The organism is Marinomonas sp. FW-1 (assembly GCF_005222245.1).
Lineage (GTDB): Bacteria > Pseudomonadota > Gammaproteobacteria > Pseudomonadales > Marinomonadaceae > Marinomonas > Marinomonas alcarazii.
Window position 1 is genome coordinate 112,392 of the sequence record NZ_CP025987.1, and the last position, 18,895, is coordinate 131,286.

The 18,895-nt window shown below is 44.5% G+C and carries 18 protein-coding genes; 4 read left to right on the plus strand and 14 right to left on the minus strand.

Features of this window, described 5'->3' with window-relative positions:
* Nucleotides 1-41 precede the first annotated feature (41 nt).
* Both C1X04_RS00500 and C1X04_RS00505 read right to left on the minus strand, forming a co-directional pair.
* The gene (locus C1X04_RS00500) at nucleotides 42-1,175 is read right to left on the minus strand and encodes an acyltransferase (protein ID WP_137168879.1); all 1,134 of its coding nucleotides are present in this window, start codon (nucleotides 1,173-1,175) and stop codon (nucleotides 42-44) included.
* 164 nt (nucleotides 1,176-1,339) lie between these two features.
* Nucleotides 1,340-1,957, minus strand: coding sequence for a LysE family translocator (locus tag C1X04_RS00505; protein WP_110576433.1), 618 nt, complete (start codon nucleotides 1,955-1,957; stop codon nucleotides 1,340-1,342).
* Between the two features lie 240 nt (nucleotides 1,958-2,197).
* Here C1X04_RS00505 and C1X04_RS00510 point away from each other — a divergent pair, with 240 nt between their 5' ends.
* Both C1X04_RS00510 and C1X04_RS00515 read left to right on the plus strand, forming a co-directional pair.
* Complete coding sequence (locus C1X04_RS00510; protein WP_110576435.1) at nucleotides 2,198-2,656, plus strand: DUF1456 family protein; 459 nt, start codon at nucleotides 2,198-2,200, stop codon at nucleotides 2,654-2,656.
* Between the two features lie 26 nt (nucleotides 2,657-2,682).
* A complete protein-coding gene (locus C1X04_RS00515; protein WP_254682298.1) occupies nucleotides 2,683-3,021 on the plus strand; it encodes an antibiotic biosynthesis monooxygenase in 339 nt (112 codons plus the stop codon).
* Here C1X04_RS00515 and C1X04_RS00520 read toward each other — a convergent pair.
* The 9 genes from C1X04_RS00520 to C1X04_RS00560 form a co-directional block, all read right to left on the minus strand.
* Nucleotides 3,018-3,290: a Txe/YoeB family addiction module toxin gene (locus C1X04_RS00520; RefSeq protein WP_137168880.1), complete on the minus strand. Its 273-nt coding sequence runs from the start codon at nucleotides 3,288-3,290 to the stop codon at nucleotides 3,018-3,020. The two genes, C1X04_RS00515 and C1X04_RS00520, sit on opposite strands and share 4 nt — an antisense overlap.
* Nucleotides 3,271-3,543 carry a type II toxin-antitoxin system Phd/YefM family antitoxin gene (locus tag C1X04_RS00525; RefSeq protein ID WP_110576439.1) on the minus strand — a complete coding sequence of 91 codons (273 nt, stop codon included), beginning with the start codon at nucleotides 3,541-3,543 and terminating at the stop codon, nucleotides 3,271-3,273. Before C1X04_RS00525 ends, C1X04_RS00520 begins: the two co-directional genes overlap by 20 nt.
* A 308-nt stretch (nucleotides 3,544-3,851) precedes the next feature.
* Nucleotides 3,852-4,880 (minus strand): peptide ABC transporter ATP-binding protein, encoded by a 1,029-nt coding sequence (locus C1X04_RS00530; RefSeq protein WP_137168881.1) that lies wholly within the window; start codon nucleotides 4,878-4,880, stop codon nucleotides 3,852-3,854.
* A complete protein-coding gene (gene dppD, locus C1X04_RS00535) occupies nucleotides 4,877-5,845 on the minus strand; it encodes a dipeptide ABC transporter ATP-binding protein (protein ID WP_110576447.1) in 969 nt (322 codons plus the stop codon). The genes C1X04_RS00530 and dppD overlap by 4 nt, the downstream gene beginning before the upstream one ends.
* Nucleotides 5,846-5,856: 11 nt before the next feature.
* A complete protein-coding gene (gene dppC, locus C1X04_RS00540) occupies nucleotides 5,857-6,771 on the minus strand; it encodes a dipeptide ABC transporter permease DppC (RefSeq protein WP_137168882.1) in 915 nt (304 codons plus the stop codon).
* A 10-nt stretch (nucleotides 6,772-6,781) separates the two neighbouring features.
* The gene (locus tag C1X04_RS00545) at nucleotides 6,782-7,792 is read right to left on the minus strand and encodes an ABC transporter permease subunit (RefSeq protein WP_110576451.1); all 1,011 of its coding nucleotides are present in this window, start codon (nucleotides 7,790-7,792) and stop codon (nucleotides 6,782-6,784) included.
* A gap of 115 nt (nucleotides 7,793-7,907) precedes the next feature.
* Nucleotides 7,908-9,500 (minus strand): ABC transporter substrate-binding protein, encoded by a 1,593-nt coding sequence (locus C1X04_RS00550; RefSeq protein ID WP_110576453.1) that lies wholly within the window; start codon nucleotides 9,498-9,500, stop codon nucleotides 7,908-7,910.
* A 579-nt stretch (nucleotides 9,501-10,079) separates the two neighbouring features.
* Nucleotides 10,080-10,946, minus strand: a complete 867-nt coding sequence (locus C1X04_RS00555; RefSeq protein WP_110576455.1) for an NAD(P)-dependent oxidoreductase — start codon at nucleotides 10,944-10,946, stop codon at nucleotides 10,080-10,082.
* A gap of 447 nt (nucleotides 10,947-11,393) precedes the next feature.
* Nucleotides 11,394-12,020 (minus strand): SGNH/GDSL hydrolase family protein, encoded by a 627-nt coding sequence (locus tag C1X04_RS00560; protein ID WP_110576457.1) that lies wholly within the window; start codon nucleotides 12,018-12,020, stop codon nucleotides 11,394-11,396.
* A gap of 93 nt (nucleotides 12,021-12,113) precedes the next feature.
* Here C1X04_RS00560 and C1X04_RS00565 point away from each other — a divergent pair, with 93 nt between their 5' ends.
* Nucleotides 12,114-13,544, plus strand: a complete 1,431-nt coding sequence (locus C1X04_RS00565; RefSeq protein WP_137168883.1) for a coniferyl aldehyde dehydrogenase — start codon at nucleotides 12,114-12,116, stop codon at nucleotides 13,542-13,544.
* A 79-nt stretch (nucleotides 13,545-13,623) separates the two neighbouring features.
* Here the strand turns inward: C1X04_RS00565 and C1X04_RS00570 are convergent, their stop codons facing one another.
* Nucleotides 13,624-15,609, minus strand: a complete 1,986-nt coding sequence (locus C1X04_RS00570) for a methyl-accepting chemotaxis protein (RefSeq protein ID WP_137168884.1) — start codon at nucleotides 15,607-15,609, stop codon at nucleotides 13,624-13,626.
* A gap of 350 nt (nucleotides 15,610-15,959) precedes the next feature.
* Here C1X04_RS00570 and C1X04_RS00575 point away from each other — a divergent pair, with 350 nt between their 5' ends.
* Nucleotides 15,960-17,135: an aldose 1-epimerase family protein gene (locus C1X04_RS00575; RefSeq protein WP_110576463.1), complete on the plus strand. Its 1,176-nt coding sequence runs from the start codon at nucleotides 15,960-15,962 to the stop codon at nucleotides 17,133-17,135.
* On the opposite strand, the gene C1X04_RS00580 is transcribed toward C1X04_RS00575, so the two are convergent.
* Together C1X04_RS00580 and C1X04_RS00585 are read right to left on the minus strand one after the other, a co-directional pair.
* Complete coding sequence (locus C1X04_RS00580) at nucleotides 17,104-17,514, minus strand: gamma-glutamylcyclotransferase (protein ID WP_245927058.1); 411 nt, start codon at nucleotides 17,512-17,514, stop codon at nucleotides 17,104-17,106. The genes C1X04_RS00575 and C1X04_RS00580 overlap by 32 nt on opposite strands.
* A 138-nt stretch (nucleotides 17,515-17,652) precedes the next feature.
* Complete coding sequence (locus C1X04_RS00585) at nucleotides 17,653-18,723, minus strand: bifunctional transcriptional activator/DNA repair enzyme AdaA (RefSeq protein WP_137168885.1); 1,071 nt, start codon at nucleotides 18,721-18,723, stop codon at nucleotides 17,653-17,655.
* Nucleotides 18,724-18,895: the final 172 nt, after the last annotated feature.

Below are 18,895 nucleotides of genomic sequence, written 5' to 3' on the forward strand. Positions count from 1 at the left end.
AAATGGGCGTTTTTTTGTGTTTAGAAGGTTGCGTTCATTCATTAAGCGCCAATCAATAATCGGCTTTTTGAGCCAAATAAACGTTTCAGCTTTCCTATCAACCACACCGATCCATAGAACTGAAAAACGAATAAACACACGGATGAAATTAGGCTATAAGCCAGAGTGGTGTTGGGCTCGATATACCCAGCATTGAGTAATATGTATTTGGTATTACCCCAGATCATACTGAGCAAGGGGTGCAAAAAGAAAATCGCAAAGCTAATAGAGGCGAGCATTATTAAATGCTTGCCAAGTGCTGGCCAGACAAGATGCGAGCAAAATCCAACAAATAACACGCACAGGCCCATTTTTTGAATAAATTGTAAATCGATGCCTGCCCATTCAAATGCTGGTTTGTGATAGCCACCGGCATGGAATAACACACTAGTTTGCAACCAAACTGTTGTGACCACAGCGATAATCGCAGCGATCAAAAAGTAGCGATAGTGTTTTTTCATCCAATCTAAATATTGCGAGTAAAGCATGCCCACTAAATAGAAAGGGGTAAAATACACAACAGACTGCAGCACATTGATGTTGCCATCTGGTCGATGAATAACGACGGCAGTGAGTGAAAATAATGCCAAGATAGACAACTGAGTGAATAAGGGCTGTTTTAAATAACGAAAATGCAGCCCAGAGCAAAGAAAAGTCACCATAATAAAAGGGATGTACCAATGGGGAAACAGCACAAAACCTTGCTGTATGAGCTCCCAACACATTGATAAAGCTTCCATCACATTTGCGTGATCTACGAACAGAAAAACGAAGAAATTGGCTACAAGAGCAAACGCTGAAACAGACAGGAATGGCACCAACACATTCTTCACTTTCTTTGACATAAAGTTTTTATAATCAAAGCGTTGGGCGAAAATATGGTGAAAGAAAAAACCCGAAATAAATACAAAGACGCCTGTGCCACCTCGTATTAAATTTTCTAACCAGACAGGGAAACCGTCATTGGTATTGGTCACAGAATGCCCCATTACAATGAGCACAATGGCCAATCCGCGCAGATAATCAAATTCAATGATCCGAGTCGATTTTTTTGCTTTGGCTGGACTTGATTCATCAACCGAAGGCTTCTTGGAAACCTCGATATCCATCAGTGTAGGTTTTTGGGTAATGTTCACTGGCTTACATCCATGAAATTGAGAAATATAAGCTATTAAGTCGCCAGTTCCGTTACTAATCAATATAGCCAGCAGGCAGAATCTAAAATTTTACGTTAAACATGCATTTTCGACGAAATTATTACGATTTTATCGGTAGATCGAGGTGAAATCCTCTGTGTAGTCTAGCGGTCGGTAAGTGCGAGCTTTACGCCTAAAAGCGCGAAGCTTGCTGCAAAGGTCTGTTGTAAGTATTTGGTGATTTTTGAAGAGCCGATTAGGTATTGGCGGACTTTACTCGCGAGCATTCCGTACAGAATAAAAATAAAGAATGTCATGGCCATAAAAATACCACCAAGAAGTAGCATCTGGCTGGTTACTGAGCCCACACTAGAAGAAATAAATTGAGGCAAGAATGCTAAAAAGAAGATGGTTAGTTTTGGGTTTAAGACATTGATTAAACAGCCTTTCAAAGCAACTTGTAGCAAGTTTACTTTCAGCTCTTGTTTATTCTCTAGTTGCATTTCTCCGCTGTCCTTCCAGATACTCCAAGCGAGATACAATAAGTAAGCAACGCCGATAAACTTAATCACCTGAAAAGCCAAAGCGCTGGTATGAAGAATTACAGCAAGACCAAAAATACTGGCCAGCATCGAAGGTAATATACCCAAGGTACAACCAAGTGCTGCCGCGAATGAGGCACGAACACCCAGAAAAATCCCAGTAGAAATGGTGTAAATAACACCAGTACCAGGAATAAGTACTAAAATTAAAGACGTAAGTAAAAACTCCATACTAACCATAACTAATATCCTTTTAATAAGAGTCGTGAGTTTGGTGGGCTGTTGTTACATCAAAAACGACCTTAAAATTTATGCCGTAATTTGCTTGATGTCCACCTAAGGTAACGAAAATAGAAGACAGATACCTGTATAAAATTGCTGATATCTTTGCAGATCTAGTGACATCGATAGGTATATCTCACGACTTCTGCTAGAGTCACGCCTTAGTCATATTCGCACCCCTAACACTAGGAAATCATTTTGAACAATAACGATATTTTACGCCGCCTTCGCTACACTTTTGACCTAAAGGAGCTAGAGATAGTGGATATCTTTGCTGCAGCGGATGGCATGGCATCACAAGAGCAAGTGACTAGCTGGTTAAAGAAAGAAGACGATGCTGGCTATGTGGAAATGGTTGATGTCGAAATGGCGACGTTTTTGAACGGCTTTATTAATACTAAACGTGGCAAACGTGAAGGCCCACAACCCGTGCCTGAGAAGCGTTTGACCAACAACGCGGTATTCATGAAATTACGTATTGCTTTGAACCTGCAGGCAGAGGAAATCCTCGATATTATGTCGCTAGCGGAATTCAACCTTAGCAAACATGAGCTAAGTTCTTTCTTTCGTAAACCAGATAACCGCCACTACTGTGAATGCAAAGACCAAATCTTGCGTAATTTCTTAATGGGATTGCAAAAGCAATTTAGGGCTTGAAGCAGTTTTTTAACACAAAGATAAATATGGCAAAAATTGGATTCATGACGATGATCGCAAGAGAATGGAAAGCCCGTTGCCCAATGTCTAAAAAAGACGGTTTCATTGCCTACTTATATGAAACGGGTGTGAAAGACACATCGGCTACAGAAGGCTTTAAAGGCGCGCAAATTTTTGGGCGAGAGGTGGGGGAGTTAACGTTCGAAGTGACTTTAATTACTTATTGGCCGACTCGTGAGTCAATTATTGCGTTTGCTGGTCAGGATATTGAAGTTGCCAAACTTTATCCTGAAGATGCTGAATATGAGTTAGATCCGGATACCTTTGTCCGTCATTACGATGTGATAGAGAATCAATGGGTTTAACCCTGATCATAATGCCCACCAATGGCGAAGATATAGATCGATTTGTCATCGAAGCGATAGATGAGTCGGTCTTTCTGAGAGATACGCTTTGACCATAATCCAGACAGGTTATGCTTTAGCGCTTCTGGTTTGCCTAGCCCAGAGCTGGGATCATTAGATCTGAGCATCTCTTTTAAGAGTTTGCATAGAGATTTGTGTAGTTTCTTATCCTGTTCGCGCATTTTTTCATACGCATGCCATGTATTACCTTCAAAGACCAAGGATCTCATTAAGCTCTCCATCTGTTGCTTGGCGACCCTTTCCTTGGGCATGAGTCTCAATTGATTCACTAATTTGCTGAGTCAAACCTTTGTTTTGTAGTACATACAAGCTCTCTTGTTCACGTTCCCAGTCCTCTGCGCTTATCACTACAAAATCCTCACCTGAACGACGAGTGACTTTCACTGGCTCATGCTGATTAATGACATTTTCGACAACACTTTTTAAATTGTCTCTGAATTTGTTTACGCTAATAGAGTCCATGGTTCCACCATTAAGTACGGTAATTCCGTACAATAATATATCAAATTGATTAAAATATGAACTCTGAAATTGAATCGGAAAGAGAGTGTTTCGAAATTGTAACCTTAAAAACCGGCCAACCTTAGTCAAGTTACTTTTTTAATTTGCAATGAATACTGTCTAATTTTAAGCGACGTATGTAAGCGGATAGAGAATCAATGGATCTAATCATAAAAAACGCCCTTACGGGCGTTCAAGGTCTCACCGAGAGGTGAGTTTGGTGAACCACCTAAGTGGTCACCGCTCTCTTGTAGGAGTCTTTTGCTGAATCACGCTGCACCCACCTCAATCGCTTCAATACGCTTTTCTTCCACAGCATGACAAGCAATCATGTGGCCTTGTTCTTGCTCCGCTTGATCATCTAATCGTAGCAATGGCGTTTCGCTTTTACAGCGGTCGTTGGCATAGCTACAACGTCCGTGGAAAGCACAGCCAGAAGGCGGATTCAGTGGAGAAGGCAATTCGCCTTGTAGCTTAATACGCACACGGCGTTTATCTGGTGAAAGCTGCGGCGTACTAGACAGCAATGCTAAGGTATAAGGGTGTTTCGGGTTCTCGAACAGCTGTTCGCGAGTACCTTGTTCAACCACCTTACCTAAGTACATCACCATCACGTCGTCGGCGATGTGTTCCACCACTGACAAATCGTGGGAGATGAACACATAGCTCAAACCAAACTCTTCCTGCAAATCCATCATCAAGTTCAATACTTGCGCCTGAACCGATACATCCAGTGCGGACACAGGCTCGTCAGCGACGATGACATTTGGGTCCAGCATCAAGCCACGCGCGATGGCGATACGCTGACGTTGGCCACCCGAAAACATGTGCGGATAACGGTCGTAATGTTCGGTTTTTAAACCGACTTTCGCCATGATAGAGAGCGCTTTTTCTTTGCGTTCTTCTTTGGAAAGCTTGGTGTTAATGACCAAAGGCTCTTCCAGAATTGCACCTATCTTCTTACGTGGATTCAGCGAGCCATAAGGGTTCTGGAAGATGATCTGGATCTTCTGGCGTAGCTTCGCTTGCGCGTCTGCACTCAAGGTTAGTAAGTCTTCACCTAGGTGAGCCAAGCTACCACCTGTCGGGGTTTCAATCATGGTCAGCATGCGGCCAAGAGTGGATTTACCACAACCAGATTCGCCTACTACCGCAAGGGTTTTGCCTTTTTCAAGGTTGAAACTAATGCCATCAACCGCTTTAACGACAGCGTCAGGTTTAAACAAACCTTGTTTGACGTGGTAATGCTGTTTTAGGTTTTCAGCCTTTAAGATTAACTGGCTATCGGATTGGTTCATGCGGCTGGTCTCCCTTCGCGGTCCAATGGCGTATGGCATTTTACTTGACGATCAAGATCCCCTTGGTTTGCAGGTTCAACCTGACGGCAATGATCTGTCGCATAAGGACAGCGAGGGCTGAGCAAGCAACCCAGCGGACGATCATATTGACCTGGAACCACACCTGGTAACGCTTCAAGGCGAGCTTTACCGGAAGCAGATTCTGGCAAAGAAGCCAGTAACGCCTGAGTATAAGGGTGTCTTGGGGTGCTGAAGACTTCTGACGCTGGACCTGATTCGACAATTTGACCCGCGTACATAACGATAACGCGATGAGCCACTTCGGCCACGAGAGCCAAATCGTGAGTGATTAGCACCAAGCCCATTTGTTTTTTGCGTTGTAACTCAATCAATAGATCAATGATCTGCGCTTGAATGGTCACGTCTAGAGCGGTTGTTGGCTCGTCAGCGATCAATAGACGCGGATCACAGGCAATAGACATGGCAATCATCACACGCTGGCTCATGCCACCTGAAAGCTGATGAGGGTAATTGTCCAAACGCGATTCCGGTGCTGGAATACCGACCTGTGTTAGCAACTCAATCGCACGGGTTCGCAGTTCTTTCTTACTGCCGCCTTGGTGCGTTTTTAACGCTTCCATGATCTGATAACCCACGGTGAAACATGGGTTAAGGCTGGTCATTGGATCTTGGAAGATCATCGCAATGTCTGAGCCTGTTAGCTTACGACGTTGCTTTTCTGGCATAGCTTGCAGATCTTGACCATCGAAGGTTAATTGGTCTGCGCTCACTTTACCTGGGAAATCGATCAAGCCCATGATGGACAATGAACTCACACTCTTGCCTGAGCCAGATTCCCCAACGATGCCGAGAACTTCCCCTTCTTCGACCTTGTAACTGATGTTATCTACGGCGCGGAAATTGCCGAAGGTAACGCTTAAATTTTCCAATTGTAACAGTGACATAACAACCTCTCTTACTGTTTCAACTTGGGATCAAGGGCATCACGCAAGCCATCGCCCATGAGGTTAAACGCCAGTACTGTGATCAAAATCATCAAACCTGGGAAAGTAACCACCCACCAAGCGCGCTGAACAAACTGCAACGCATCGGCTAACATAGAACCCCATTCAGGAGTTGGTGGTTGTGCGCCAAGGCCAAGAAAGCCTAGGGCCGCCATATCTAGGATGGCACTGGAGAAGCCTAACGTTGCTTGCACGATCAAAGGCGCTAAGCAGTTTGGCAAGATACAAATAAACATCAAACGCAGTGGGCTAGCACCGATTACGCGAGAAGATGTCACATAATCTCGGGACATTTCTGCCATGGTCGCCGCGCGAGTCAAACGCACATAATGCGGTAGCGAAACAATGGAAATGGCTAAAGCTGCATTCACAATGCTTGGCCCTAAGATGGCAACGATCGCAATCGCCAACAACAAGCTTGGCATCGCCAACATGATGTCGACAATACGCATGATTGCCGTGTCGATTACGCCTTTAAAATAACCAGCAATCAGACCCAGCAAAATACCCATTACCAAAGACGCAGTAACTGCGACTATGCCGACGGCAATAGAAAGGCGTGAACCATAAATCAATCGAGATAATATATCTCGGCCTACGTCATCCGTACCTAATACGTAAGACCAGTTACCGCCTTCTAACCACGCTGGTGGTAATAACAGCGCATCGCGGTATTGGTCAGACGGTGAGTGCGGTGCAACAAAATTAGCAAAGACGGCCATGAAGCAAATAATCGCAATCACGACTAAGCCAGCTACAGCGCCTTTGTTGCTGCTGAAATAATGCCAAAACTCTTGCATTGGCGTCATAGGCACTGGTGCAGTCAATGGCGCGTCTGTCGTGGACGTTTTTGTAGATGTAGTCATAAACGCCTCCTTATCGGCTATGTCGAATTCGTGGGTTAACAATGCCGTAAGTGATATCCACCAAGAGATTCACGACAATGATGATACAAGCAACAATCAAAATACCGCCTTGTACAACGGGGTAATCACGGCGTCCGATGGACTCGATCAACCATTTACCAATGCCTGGCCAAGCAAAGACTGTCTCGGTCAAAATGGCACCGGACAACAGAATCCCTACCTGTAAACCGATCACGGTAATAACGGGAATCAAGGCGTTGCGAAGCGCATGAATGACAATGACACGCCATGGGGCAATGCCTTTCGCGCGAGCGGTACGAATGTAATCTTCGCTTAATACTTCCAACATAGAAGAGCGTGTCATACGGGCGATCACCGCCATAGGAATCGTGCCGAGTACGATGCTAGGCAAAATAAGATGAGATACCGCAGAAGAAAACGCGCCCTCCTCACCCGATAATAATGAGTCAATCAGCATGAAGCCGGTAACGTCATCTATCCAGTACACCACGTCTATCCGTCCAGAGACGGGTGTCCAACCCAGATTAACGGAAAATACCAACATCAATAGTAGCGCCCACCAAAATATGGGCATGGAGTAACCAGTCAGAGAGAAAGTCATCACCGAATGGTCAATGACTGTCCCACGTTTTACCGCAGCAAAAATACCCGCAGGCAAACCGATTAAAATAGCGAAAATAGCCGCACAAACAGCCAATTCTATGGTGGCTGGGAAAAGCGTAAGAAATTCTTTCATTACCGGTTCTCTGGTAATGAGGGAGTTGCCTAAGTCCCCCTGTAAAACGCCAGTGACGTAATGGAAGTACTGCACATATAGCGGCTGATCAAAGCCAAGTTGAGCACTTAGCTCGGCGTGACGTTCTGCGCTCACACCGCGCTCACCAGCCATGACCTCGATTGGGTCACCGGGAATAAGGCGAATAAGGGTAAAGGTCAGCAAGGTAATCCCGATAAAGGTCGGAATGACGAGGCTTAGACGACGGAAAATAAATTGGAACATAAAGGACAGGCTCTCTTGAGATATTATGTGATCGAGCAAATCGCTCGGTCAGCAAAGAGTTTACCCACGTCCCAGTGAGTAAACTCTTTGTCATCGTCCGAGTAAGGACTTACTTCTATTTACTAACGTTGTAGAAGTAGTGACCACCAAGTGGATCGATTTTGTAACCTTTTACTTCTTTACGGATTGGCTCATAAACCACTGAGTGCGCGATAGTGATCCAAGGCGCTTCACGTTTGAAAACAACCTGAGCTTCTTCGTAGTCTTTCGTACGTTCCGCTTTATCAGAAGTTTGTTTTGCTTTTAGAAGCAAGTTGTTGAACTCTTCGTTACACCATTGTGCACGGTTAGAGCCTCCAACAGCATCACAACCTAGCAATACATATAGGAAGTTATCTGGGTCACCATTATCACCAGTCCAACCTAGCAATACGGTATCGTGTTCACCTTTCTTAGAACGGTTTAGGTATTCACCCCATTCGTAGGAAACAATTTCCGCTTTTACGCCGATTTTTGACCAGTCTTCTTGCATGATTTCAGCCATACGACGCGCATTTGGGTTGTATGGACGTTGTACTGGCATTGCCCAAATATTCGTTGAGAAACCGTCTGGATAACCCGCTTCAGCAAGCAATTTTTTCGCTTTTACTGGATCGTATGCATAATCTACAACGTTTTTGTTGTAAGACCACATAGTCGGTGGAATTGGGTTTTTCGCGGCTTTACCTGCGCCTTGGAACACGGCATCAATGATCGCGCTCTTGTCTGTTGCTAAGCTTAGCGCTTGGCGAACACGAACATCAGTGAAGGGTTTTTTCTGCGTGTTAAATGCCAAATAACCAACGTTCAAGCCTTCTTGGCTCATTAGGTTGATGTTTGGATCCGCTTCCATCTGCTTAAGGTCAGCTGGGTTCGGGTACGGCATAACATCACATTCACCGGCTTTCAATTTCGCGTAACGAACAGATGCGTCTGGCGTGATAGAGAAAACAAGACGGTCGATTTTTGCTTTGCCTTTCCAGTAATCTTTAAATGCAGTGTAGCGAATCAAAGAGTCTTTTTGGTACTGAACTTTTTGGAACGGACCTGTGCCAACTGGATCGATATCCAACTTCTCAGGCGTGCCCGCTTTCATATAAGCGTCGGCTTGTTCTTTAGAAAAGATAGACGCAAAGTCCATTGCTAGGTTAGCAATGAATGGCGCTTCAGGTTTAGTCAAAACGAACTTCACCGTGTAGTCGTCAATCTTTTCGATTTTCTTGATTAGCGTGTCCATACCCATGCCAGTGAAGTACTCGTAAGAGCCACCAGATACTGTGTGGTAAGGATTTTCTTTGTTGCCTTGACGATCGAAAGTGAAGATCACATCGTCAGCGTTGAAGTCACGTGTTGGCTTGAAGTCTTTTGAAGAGTGGAACTTCACGCCTTTACGCAAATGGAAAGTGTATTCAAGGCCATCGCTTGATACATCATAGCTTGTTGCTAAGCCAGGCTCTGTTTCAGTCGTTCCAAGTTTGAATTCGACTAAACGGTTGAACATGTTTTTTGATGTCGCATCAAAAGTTGTACCAGCAGTATAGAATGCTGGGTTAAAGCCCTCTGGGCTACCTTCTGAGCAATAAACTAGTGTGGATGCAGCGTGAGCAGATGTGCCAATTGCTCCAGCGGCCATGAGTGCAAGCGTCAGTTTTGCTAACCCTTTTTTCATTGTAACTCTCCATTAGCATAATTATATTCGTGTTGAACACGTGGGAAGTCGAATCAAGGTATTCGTTACTTTTGTGAATTTCTTGGGTAGGTTAAGAGCCATCTTGTTAGTGCGAGTTTCACTGCGTTAAAACAAACCCCATCCAAACTCCTAGTTCGAATGGGGCTGCTCTGCCTCGTCCTTGAGCCCCCTTTAGCTATAAATGATGAGTCTGATTAAACAGAAACCTCAAAAACAGCGTCATTGAAGAGTACTTAAGCCAATTTAAATAACCAATCGAAATAATGATATGTCCTATACGTGGAATGAATACAAAATTTACATAAAGCTATGAAAGGCTTGAAAACAAAGGCCTAGCAGGTGAATTACTGCGTAAGGAATAGGGAAGAAAAGGGGGGATATTTTTTAAGAAATCTGCAAGAAGTGGAAAAAAGAGAGATCAAAAGGCGTTTTTCAGTGAGTCCTTGTGTGGCAAAAAAGAGAACAACCCCTCCTTAATCCTCCACTTGAAAATAAGAGGGAGTGTGAAGGGGAATAGCACAAGCCCCTCCCCCTGCTAAGGGGGAGGTTGGGAGGGGGTTACTTTTTATCAAATGCTTTTATGAGAACAGAAGTATCTTGGCGACTACGGCCTTCGGCCATGAGTGCTTGATAGTCTTGATCTACTGCCTGAGTTAAAGGAATCTGGATGCCCATTTTTTCGGCCTGAGCAAGACTCAACCCCAAATCTTTATGCATCCACTCGATGGCAAAACCAAAATCAAACTCATCTTTCGCCATGGTTTCACCACGGTTCTCTAATTGCCACGATCCTGCCGCTCCATGCTTTAGTGTGTCGACCAGCGTTGCGATGTCTAAGCCTGCTTTTTGCGCAAAGCGAATACCTTCTGACAAGCCCGCCAGCACACCACCAATTAGAATCTGATTGACCATTTTGGTAATTTGGCCATTTCCGATAGGTCCCATTAATGTTGACGCTTTTGCATAACAATCCAGTATTGGCTGCGCTCTATCTAGGTCGCTTTGCTCACCACCGATCATTACGGTTAATACGCCGTTGACGGCTCCAGCTTGGCCACCAGAAACGGGTGCATCCATGAAGTGAAAACCTTTTTCTTGAGCCGCTTGATGAAGCTCTTTTGCCACTTCTGCTGAGGCGGTTGTGTGATCAATAAACAGAGTGCCCGCTTTTGCCTGCTGAAAGGCTCCTTCTGGACCTAGATACACCGCGCGCAAATCATCATCGTTGCCGACACAAGTTAATACAATATCAGCGTCTTTTGCAGCGATAGCGGGAGTGGTCGCAAAGGTGCCGGTGTATTCGCTACACCAGTTTTGGGCTTTTTGTGTTGATCGATTGAAAACGACAACCTCATGGCCTGCCTTGCTTACATGCCCAGCCATTGGGTAGCCCATTGTTCCAAGTCCGATGAAGCTTACTTTCATTGCCTTTCTCCTTACTGCTTTGTTCGACATATTGATCTAATGCATCAATCCAATGCCCAAGATCATACGGATTTATTATTTGATTGCGAGGTACAAAAAAGAGGGAATTTGAGCATACAGAAGCAAAATACAGGGACATTAAGTGTCATGGGCGTCTCGCAGTGAAAAAATGCCTGCCCTAATTGCTTGTGGATAACTTTGTGTACGAAAAATAGAATGAGCGATTATTTCGTCTAAATACGAATATTTTCAAATAATCGTGCATATTTTGTACAGATTTTGTTTTTTCCTTTTGCTTTGGCAGACGTCCCTCTTTTAGCCAAAGTTCATCGTCGCTCTGATATAACGTATTTAGCATGAGTCTTATTCATTGTTGAGATTGATTCGTTTTTAATTTTGACAAACTGCATGGCCAAAGTTTAAACAAAAGTAATGAAAAACAATACGTTATGACTGAATTTTGTGCTTGATAGCCTCATATAAGGCGTGTGCCAATGCCTCATTCCCTTGAGCGTCTAAATGTACGCCATCGACCTCACTAGGCTGTAAAACCCCGGCAGCATTAAGGAAAATACATTGGTTGTGCGCAGCAATATCTTGATAGTACTGATGAAAATGTTGTGACTTTTCAATGGCTCCGTTGAAGCTCTCTGCCATAGAGCCCGTTGGGGATAAAATATTTGGCGGTGCGATGACCACAAGGGTTGGGCTTGGGAAACCGTGAGGATTCGGCATTCTTGACTTCTCGATCAGCTTCTCTATGCCTTTTGCTGCTTCAAAGGCTCCCACATTGAAATGTCGTTTAAGATCGTTGGTGCCTAGCATGAGTACTAAAATGTCTACTGGGCCAAAGGTTTCTAAGGCGGCTTGTAAGTATGACAAGCCGTTTCTTCCTTCCAAGAAAGGGTCATTCCAGATAGTGGTTCGGCCAGGTAATCCAAAGTTTATGACTTGGTGATGCTTCCCCAAAAGGTCATTTAAGATATTGGGCCAGCGTAAATGTTTTGGATAACGTCCACCATTAGGGATGCTACCCCAAGTAAGGGAGTCTCCGTAGCACAAAATAGTCGCCATAATCTGCTCCTTGCTTTTTTTGTGAATCATTACATAGTGTAGTAAATCGACGGCGTTTCATCACAAAATAATAACGAGCTGTTAGAGGCCAACATGAATATAAGTTCTTCCAGTTTTTCTTCTAAAAACGACATTCATTCGGCTTTTTCTCGTCTGAAAAACTTGGCAAATCAAACCCCTTTCCCATCGATTAAAGAGCGTCAGCATTGTCTTACTTGTTTACAAGCAGCGCTCATGGACCATGAAATTTCTTTATTAGATGCGTTGCAAAAAGATTTTGGGCAGCGTGCCCATGAAGAATCCCGATTGCTTGAACTTGTTCCTTTGATTGGGGAAATAAAACACGCGAAACGTCATCTCGCTAAATGGATGAAACCATCAAGGCGTAATCTCCACGTCAGCACCTTGCCTGCAAGCGCTCAGGTGTTCTATCAGCCTAAAGGCGTTGTCGGCGTCATATCACCTTGGAACTATCCGGTGTTGCTGTCTTTAGGGCCTTTGGTGGGCGCTTTAGCCGCCGGCAACCGAGTCATGATGAAGCTGTCCGAATTTTGTCCTGAAACCAATCGCGTCTTACGCGACATAGTGAGCCACGCCTTGGGTGAGGATTGGATAGAAGTAGTTGAAGGTGAGGGCGATATCGCCAATGAGTTCAGTCTTTTGCCCTTTGATCATCTTTTATTTACCGGTTCAACCGCTGTTGGCTACATTATTATGCGCAACGCTGCGAAGCATTTAACGCCTGTTACTCTGGAGCTAGGTGGTAAATCACCATTACTGGTGGCACCGTCAGCGGATTTACGCGATACCGCCAAGAAGCTGGTGTTTGGTAAGGCTCTAAATGCGGGGCAAACCTGTGTCGCACCGGATTATGTCATGTGCCATGCTGATCAAAAGCAGACCTTAATCGATTATATAAAGCAGGAGCTTGCCGCTTACTATCCCGATGGTGTGTTGAGCCCTGATTACACCAATTTGATTAACACTCGGCAATTAGACCGCCTGAAAGGCTATTTAAAGCAAGCGCAAGCCGCTGGTGTGCAATGTGACAATCTTATGCCACAAGGGCCAGTAGAAAGCGCAGGTAAGCTAGCGTTGCATGTTTTAAATCAGCCTGACGAAGAATTAAGCGTGATGCAGGAGGAAGTGTTCGGACCTTTATTACCCATTCTTACCTATACCGAAATGTCCGATGCCCTGTCTTACATCCAGCAGAAACCTCGGCCCCTTGCTTTGTATTTGTTTACGCAAAACGCTGATGATCAAGTGCTGTGTGCAGAACGCATCGTGAGCGGCAGCTTGGTGACTAATCACACCTTAGTGCAAGTAGCGCAAGCAGATTTGCCGTTTGGTGGTGTAGGTGCGTCGGGAATGGGGGCTTATCACGCTGAAGAAGGCTTTCGAACCTTTTCTCATAGTAAGTCGATATTGCGTAAACGAGGGCCGAATGTACTTACCTTGCTGCGTCCACCGTATCGGCATTTTATGCATCGATTAGTTGCAAAATTTTGGCACCGTCTTTGAAACTAAAAGTCTGCAAAAAAAATCCCCCACTAACTAGGTTAGTGGGGGATTTTTGATCTGTTGTATTGCTAGAGTGTTGTTATTTTAACGCATTGAGTCGGTTGGCAATGGCGTCAATCTCTTGGCTCATACGGCTAAGATGACTCGAATCGCTGGCATTGCTACCAGTAAGTTCCTGTAGTCGAGAAACGAATTTGCTCAAGTCTTGCGATACTTTTTGCTGCTCACCAGCGGCCACCGAAATTTGTGTCGCCTGATCGGTGATTTGAGAGAAAGCACTAACAACCTGATGCAAGTGGTTTGCTGTCGATTCTGCTGTCTCAACGGCGCGTTCTGTTTCGCTGTGGCCAAGTTCCATAGAACTTACGGATTCTTTTGATGCCACTTGCAAGCGCCCTAAGACCTCTTCTATCTCTACCGCAGAGCTTTCACTTTTCGCGGCAAGGTTACGCACTTCATCGGCAACAACCGCAAAGCCTCGACCTGTTTCTCCAGCCCTTGCCGCCTCAATTGCTGCGTTTAATGCCAGCAAGTTGGTTTGTTCGGCAATGTCACGGATCACGCTTAACATGCCGTTTGCACGACGGCTGTCTTCGTCTAGCTTAAGTATGTTGGCTTGTGCTTGTGTCATGGCGCTAGTAAGAGAGCGCATTGTCTCTATAACGGTATTCATTTCATTGCCACTGCTGCGCACGTCTTGGTGGATACGCTCGACGGTTGCTTTGGTCTCGTTTGCATACATGGCAACATCATGAGAGGTGGCTCCTAGCTCTTCTGTTGCGGCTGCTAAGGTGGTGTTCTCATCACTCAGGCTATTCGCTTTGTGTAAGAAATCATTACTAAATGAACTTAAGCGCCCAGCATCTTTCACTAGGTTAGCGGACTCAATATGAATTTGCTCAAGCAGTTTTTTAAGTTTATCGCCATAAGCATTCACGGCCTGGCGTAAATCACCAAGTTCATTTAGCTTACCTACTTTCAGCTCTTGACTGCTACCACCATCAGCCAACTCTTGAATTTGCTGAGTTGTTTGGTTGATCTGGCCAAGCAAGCTGCGGAAGAAAGAAGCGGCAATAACGCTTACTATGATCAATAAGGCGCCAATGACGATCATTAGGAAAAGGCCCATGCTTTGAGCGATTTCTGTCATTCTTTCTTTAGGAACAACTAAGCCAATGGTCCAACCTGTTTGTGGGTGTTTGATTAAATCCACATAGGCGGCTCCGTCTAAAATACCGTCGTGATCAATAGAGATAACTTTTTCTTCTCCATTTAGGCCTGCTAATGATTCTTTTAACCATGGAAGTTGATTCCCTAGCTCTTTAGCGGTCAGCATGCTGCCATCGCTTTTAACTAGGTTAGCTTTGCCTTTAGGAAAACTTAGCACTTGTCCAGCTTGGTCAATTGCGAAGACATAACCTTGGTTTGCAGTACCATATTCTTCAAGTGATTTTGTGATGCCATCGAGCATCATATCGACGGTTGCAACACCGGTGAATTTATTGCCTTCTTTCATTGGAATCGTACAGGTCACCATCGGCGTATTAGTGACCGGGTCAATGTAGGCTTCAGACCAAGCGCAAAGCTTTTGTGAAGAGGTTCTGCCGACAGTGTACCAAGCTTCATTATGATAGCCTGACCCTGCAGGGTCATTATAATCGTCTAGATAGCTCATTTGAGAACCATCCCGCCCCCAAAAAAAACTACGGCGTTCTGTATTGGCGGTAAAGGCAGAAGGCTCCGGCCAAATACCGCCTCCAGCTATACTTTTATCACCATGATTATTAATAATGCTGGGAAAAACTTGCTTAAAGAGAGATTCATCTTTAGGAAGTTGAGAGCCAGCCAAAGCAAGAGTACTGGTAAGAAGTTGGATTTTTTCTAGTTTGGCGCTGAGTAATTCACTCAAGCCTTGTTGATTAACAGAAATCTGACTTTGTCGCTCTGCGGTTAAATCAGGTTTCACTTTCATTTCTATTACGAGATAAATACTAGCAAGAGCCAGTAAGAGAATAATGACTAAACCAATATTAATTTGCTGTCTAATTCTAATAGGTGATTTCATGAACAACCTCATTCTGTGCAACGCGGGTAGGGTATAGAAGACAATAATCTTTTATAAAGAGTGAGGGCAAGCGTATTTTTTATATAATCCATATAAAGGTATTATCCTGTTTTAGTTTCCAAAAATGGTTATCAATTTTATATTTTAGACCTGCGATTGTTAAGACTGTATTGCAATGTCCGAATAACTTAACTTATTTAAGTGACTTAAAGCGTCTTAAAAAAATTAGATACTTAATAAGAACTAAAGAAGTTTTTTGTCCGTCGCTAAGCATTCATAATCGCTTATTTTTTATTAGTTTTGCTTTCTTACTTGCGCTAGCATGAGGCAATTTCCTTTGGAGCCTAACCATGTTTCAACTTGTTCTTCTAAGTAATCAACAACATATCGATGTGGCGAATTTGTCATTGTCTGCGGAATTAATGGGCTTGCCGAAAGACATTCCAATTACTGTGCAGCAAACTTGTCTAATGGGCGGTAAGCAAACCGGTTCGCGCTTGATCACGTTAACAGTAGGTGACTCTGTTGTTCGTGTTGTGCCGACTCGCGGCATGGCGGTTCTGGATGTCATTAGGAAAGATGCGTCAGGACAAGACGTACGATTTGGTTGGGATTCGCCTGTTAAAGAAGTGGTTCATCCAAGCTTTGTTAATCAAGAAGCGTCTGGCGGCTTAGGTTGGTTAGATGGTTTTAACGAGATGATTGTGCGGTGTGGTTATCAGTGGGCAGGTCACCCAGGTCAAGACGGCGATGAGTTTTTGACATTACATGGTCGTATTCAAAACACGCCAGCCGACGAAGTGATTTTAGAGGTTGAGCAAGTGCCACCTTATCGTGTGACTTTACGTGGGCGTGTAGATGAAAAACGCTTTAAATTCACTAACTTTGAATTGCAGACTGTATTATCTCTGACGCCAGATGAGCCTTATTTATTGGTTGAAGACACCTTAACCAACAAAGGCAGTTATCCGCGCGAATACCAAGCGATTTACCACAATAATTTTGCTCAGCCGATCCTTGAAAAGGGGGCAAAACTGCATGTTCCTATGGCGGAATTATCCCCTTTTAATGACTACGCCGCTGGTGGTTTGAGTGATTGGAGCCAGATGCCTGAGCCAACCAAAGACTTTGACGAAATGGTATTTAATATTCGTCCGCTGAGTGACGAGAAGGGCTTTTCTCACGCGTTATTACACAATGCAGCGGCAAGCTGCGGCATTGAAGTGAGCTACCAAACAGATACCTTGCCAGTGCTGACCATATGGAAAAATACGGACACACTAGAGCAAGGTTACGTTGTAGGCATTGAGCCGGGTACTAGTTTTGCTTATAACCGCTCTTATCAGCGTGAATTAGGTTTGGTTCCGACGATTGGCGCGGGTGAGTCGAAGCACTTTGTGGTGCGTTTTGGTTTGTTAACGGATGAAAGTCAAATCAACGCCAGTGTGGCGAATATCGCTCGAATGCAAAGTGCTCAAACGACTCAAGTATTGTCTACGCCGATTGTGCGCCTTGATGAAGCATAGAGGTTCGGGAGTATCGCTCCCAATCGCCCGCTTCCATGTAGGGTGCGTTATCGAGTGGCTTGTTATAGACATAAATCCAGCCTTTACCATAAGGTGAGAAAACCCGCTTTCTGATATACATAGAGCTTTCTGGCGCTTTTGGGTCGTAGCCTTCCAGCTGATCCAAAGACGCGAGTATCTCATCTGAGACGTCGTACCATTCCACTCGAATTCGGCCGCTTTCGTCATGGGTCGAAGCAATGCCTGGGTAATTTCCCAGGTTGTGCATGCGAAAACCAGTTAGCCAGCCTAAACCGATGCGTTTGCATTCGGTAAGAAGTTCATGATTATTGAGCCCCTCACGAAGCGTTCCGTATACAGCAACAATGTTTGTAGGCATATTGAATTCCATAATGACAATCAAAGTGCACAAGATGAACTTGGTGGCAGGGTATTTCAAGTCCTCTAGATGGAAATTACAATGCCATGACGCAACCTTGATACATTCATGAAACTACAGCTGTTTGAATCGTTTGAGTCAGTCTTTCACGACATTTTGACGGTGTGCTTTTTCATGATCCAGTAGCCAGCGTTTTCGCTCTAATCCTCCGGCGTAACCGGTTAAACTGCCGTCTTTTCCAATCACTCGATGACAAGGAATGACGATCGCGACACGGTTCATGCCATTGGCTCTGGCCACCGCTCGTACGGCTTTGGGGTTATTCAATCGGGATGCTTGCTCTTGGTAGCTGGCGGTTTCACCAAACGGAATGTTGCCAAGCATGTTCCAGACGGCATTTTGAAAATCCGTTCCTGGTGTATGAAGCGGCACACTGAATTCGCCACGTGTACCTAGAAAATACTCTTCTAACTCTTGTTTTAGCTGTCTAATATGGGCATTTTCACCGGCCATAATCGGCGCTTTTAAGCGACGCTGTAAGTCTTCAAACTCGGTTTCTAACATACGTCGATCGACGAATTCCAACAGACAAATACCCTCGTCTGTGGCGCAGACAAACATAGGGCCAATCGGCGTTGTTAGCCTATCAATTAAAATCACAGCATTCTCCAAATTTAGGGTCGGTGCATGACCGAGTAACTTTTTAAAAGTGTAACCGAAACCACTTAAAGAATCGTAGCCTGAATCTAACGCTGTATTGGTGGCACTTTTCCCTGTCTTTAATTCTTGAAAGGCATAATTAATTCGATACATACGTTGAAAGGTTTGAAACGTCATGCCGTAATGTTGATTAAACCAGCGGCGCACAAAGATTGGCCTGATTCCCGACTCTCTTAATTGCTGGTCGGTGATTTTCGCTTTTGTACAATCGCGCACAAGGTCTATTGCTGCTTGCACTTCATAAGGCGTCTCATGGGTGTTTTCGGTGGGGCGACAGACTTTGCAGGGACGAAAGCCTGCGTCCATTGCGTCTTTGAAATGTGTGTAAAACACAACGTTTTCCCGCTTGGGTTTACGTGCTCGACAAGTCGCAATGCAAAAAATAGACGTGGTTCTAACACCCACGAAAAACACGCCAACATAACTAGGTTCACGGTTTATTAAGGCTCGGTAATAGTCGTCGGCTTGTTTTTCATCGGTTATTAGCATGTTGCGCCCTGTTTCTAGGTAATACTTACGTTCAGTGTATTGGGAGATTGTTTATTGGGATAGAGTGCTTTATTCCCAATTAAGCAACAACCGAAAATTGGACGAGTATTTTTTTAGGTTTGTTTTGCTCTCAAGTATGAATGAGAAGCTTAAGAAACAACCTATGATTTTG

Excerpts from the sequence above, each read along its gene's own strand:
- C1X04_RS00505 (WP_110576433.1), bottom strand. The coding sequence starts at position 1,957 with ATGGTTAGTATGGAGTTTTTACTTACGTCTTTAATTTTAGTACTTATT.
- C1X04_RS00515 (WP_254682298.1), top strand. The coding sequence starts at position 2,683 with ATGGCAAAAATTGGATTCATGACGATGATCGCAAGAGAATGGAAAGCC.
- C1X04_RS00520 (WP_137168880.1), bottom strand. The coding sequence starts at position 3,290 with ATGAGATCCTTGGTCTTTGAAGGTAATACATGGCATGCGTATGAAAAA.
- C1X04_RS00525 (WP_110576439.1), bottom strand. The coding sequence starts at position 3,543 with ATGGACTCTATTAGCGTAAACAAATTCAGAGACAATTTAAAAAGTGTT.
- C1X04_RS00530 (WP_137168881.1), bottom strand. The coding sequence starts at position 4,880 with ATGAACCAATCCGATAGCCAGTTAATCTTAAAGGCTGAAAACCTAAAA.
- dppD (WP_110576447.1), bottom strand. The coding sequence starts at position 5,845 with ATGTCACTGTTACAATTGGAAAATTTAAGCGTTACCTTCGGCAATTTC.
- dppC (WP_137168882.1), bottom strand. The coding sequence starts at position 6,771 with ATGACTACATCTACAAAAACGTCCACGACAGACGCGCCATTGACTGCA.
- C1X04_RS00545 (WP_110576451.1), bottom strand. The coding sequence starts at position 7,792 with ATGTTCCAATTTATTTTCCGTCGTCTAAGCCTCGTCATTCCGACCTTT.
- C1X04_RS00550 (WP_110576453.1), bottom strand. The coding sequence starts at position 9,500 with ATGAAAAAAGGGTTAGCAAAACTGACGCTTGCACTCATGGCCGCTGGA.
- C1X04_RS00555 (WP_110576455.1), bottom strand. The coding sequence starts at position 10,946 with ATGAAAGTAAGCTTCATCGGACTTGGAACAATGGGCTACCCAATGGCT.
- C1X04_RS00560 (WP_110576457.1), bottom strand. The coding sequence starts at position 12,020 with ATGGCGACTATTTTGTGCTACGGAGACTCCCTTACTTGGGGTAGCATC.
- C1X04_RS00565 (WP_137168883.1), top strand. The coding sequence starts at position 12,114 with ATGAATATAAGTTCTTCCAGTTTTTCTTCTAAAAACGACATTCATTCG.
- C1X04_RS00570 (WP_137168884.1), bottom strand. The coding sequence starts at position 15,609 with ATGAAATCACCTATTAGAATTAGACAGCAAATTAATATTGGTTTAGTC.
- C1X04_RS00575 (WP_110576463.1), top strand. The coding sequence starts at position 15,960 with ATGTTTCAACTTGTTCTTCTAAGTAATCAACAACATATCGATGTGGCG.
- C1X04_RS00580 (WP_245927058.1), bottom strand. The coding sequence starts at position 17,514 with ATGCCTACAAACATTGTTGCTGTATACGGAACGCTTCGTGAGGGGCTC.
- C1X04_RS00585 (WP_137168885.1), bottom strand. The coding sequence starts at position 18,723 with ATGCTAATAACCGATGAAAAACAAGCCGACGACTATTACCGAGCCTTA.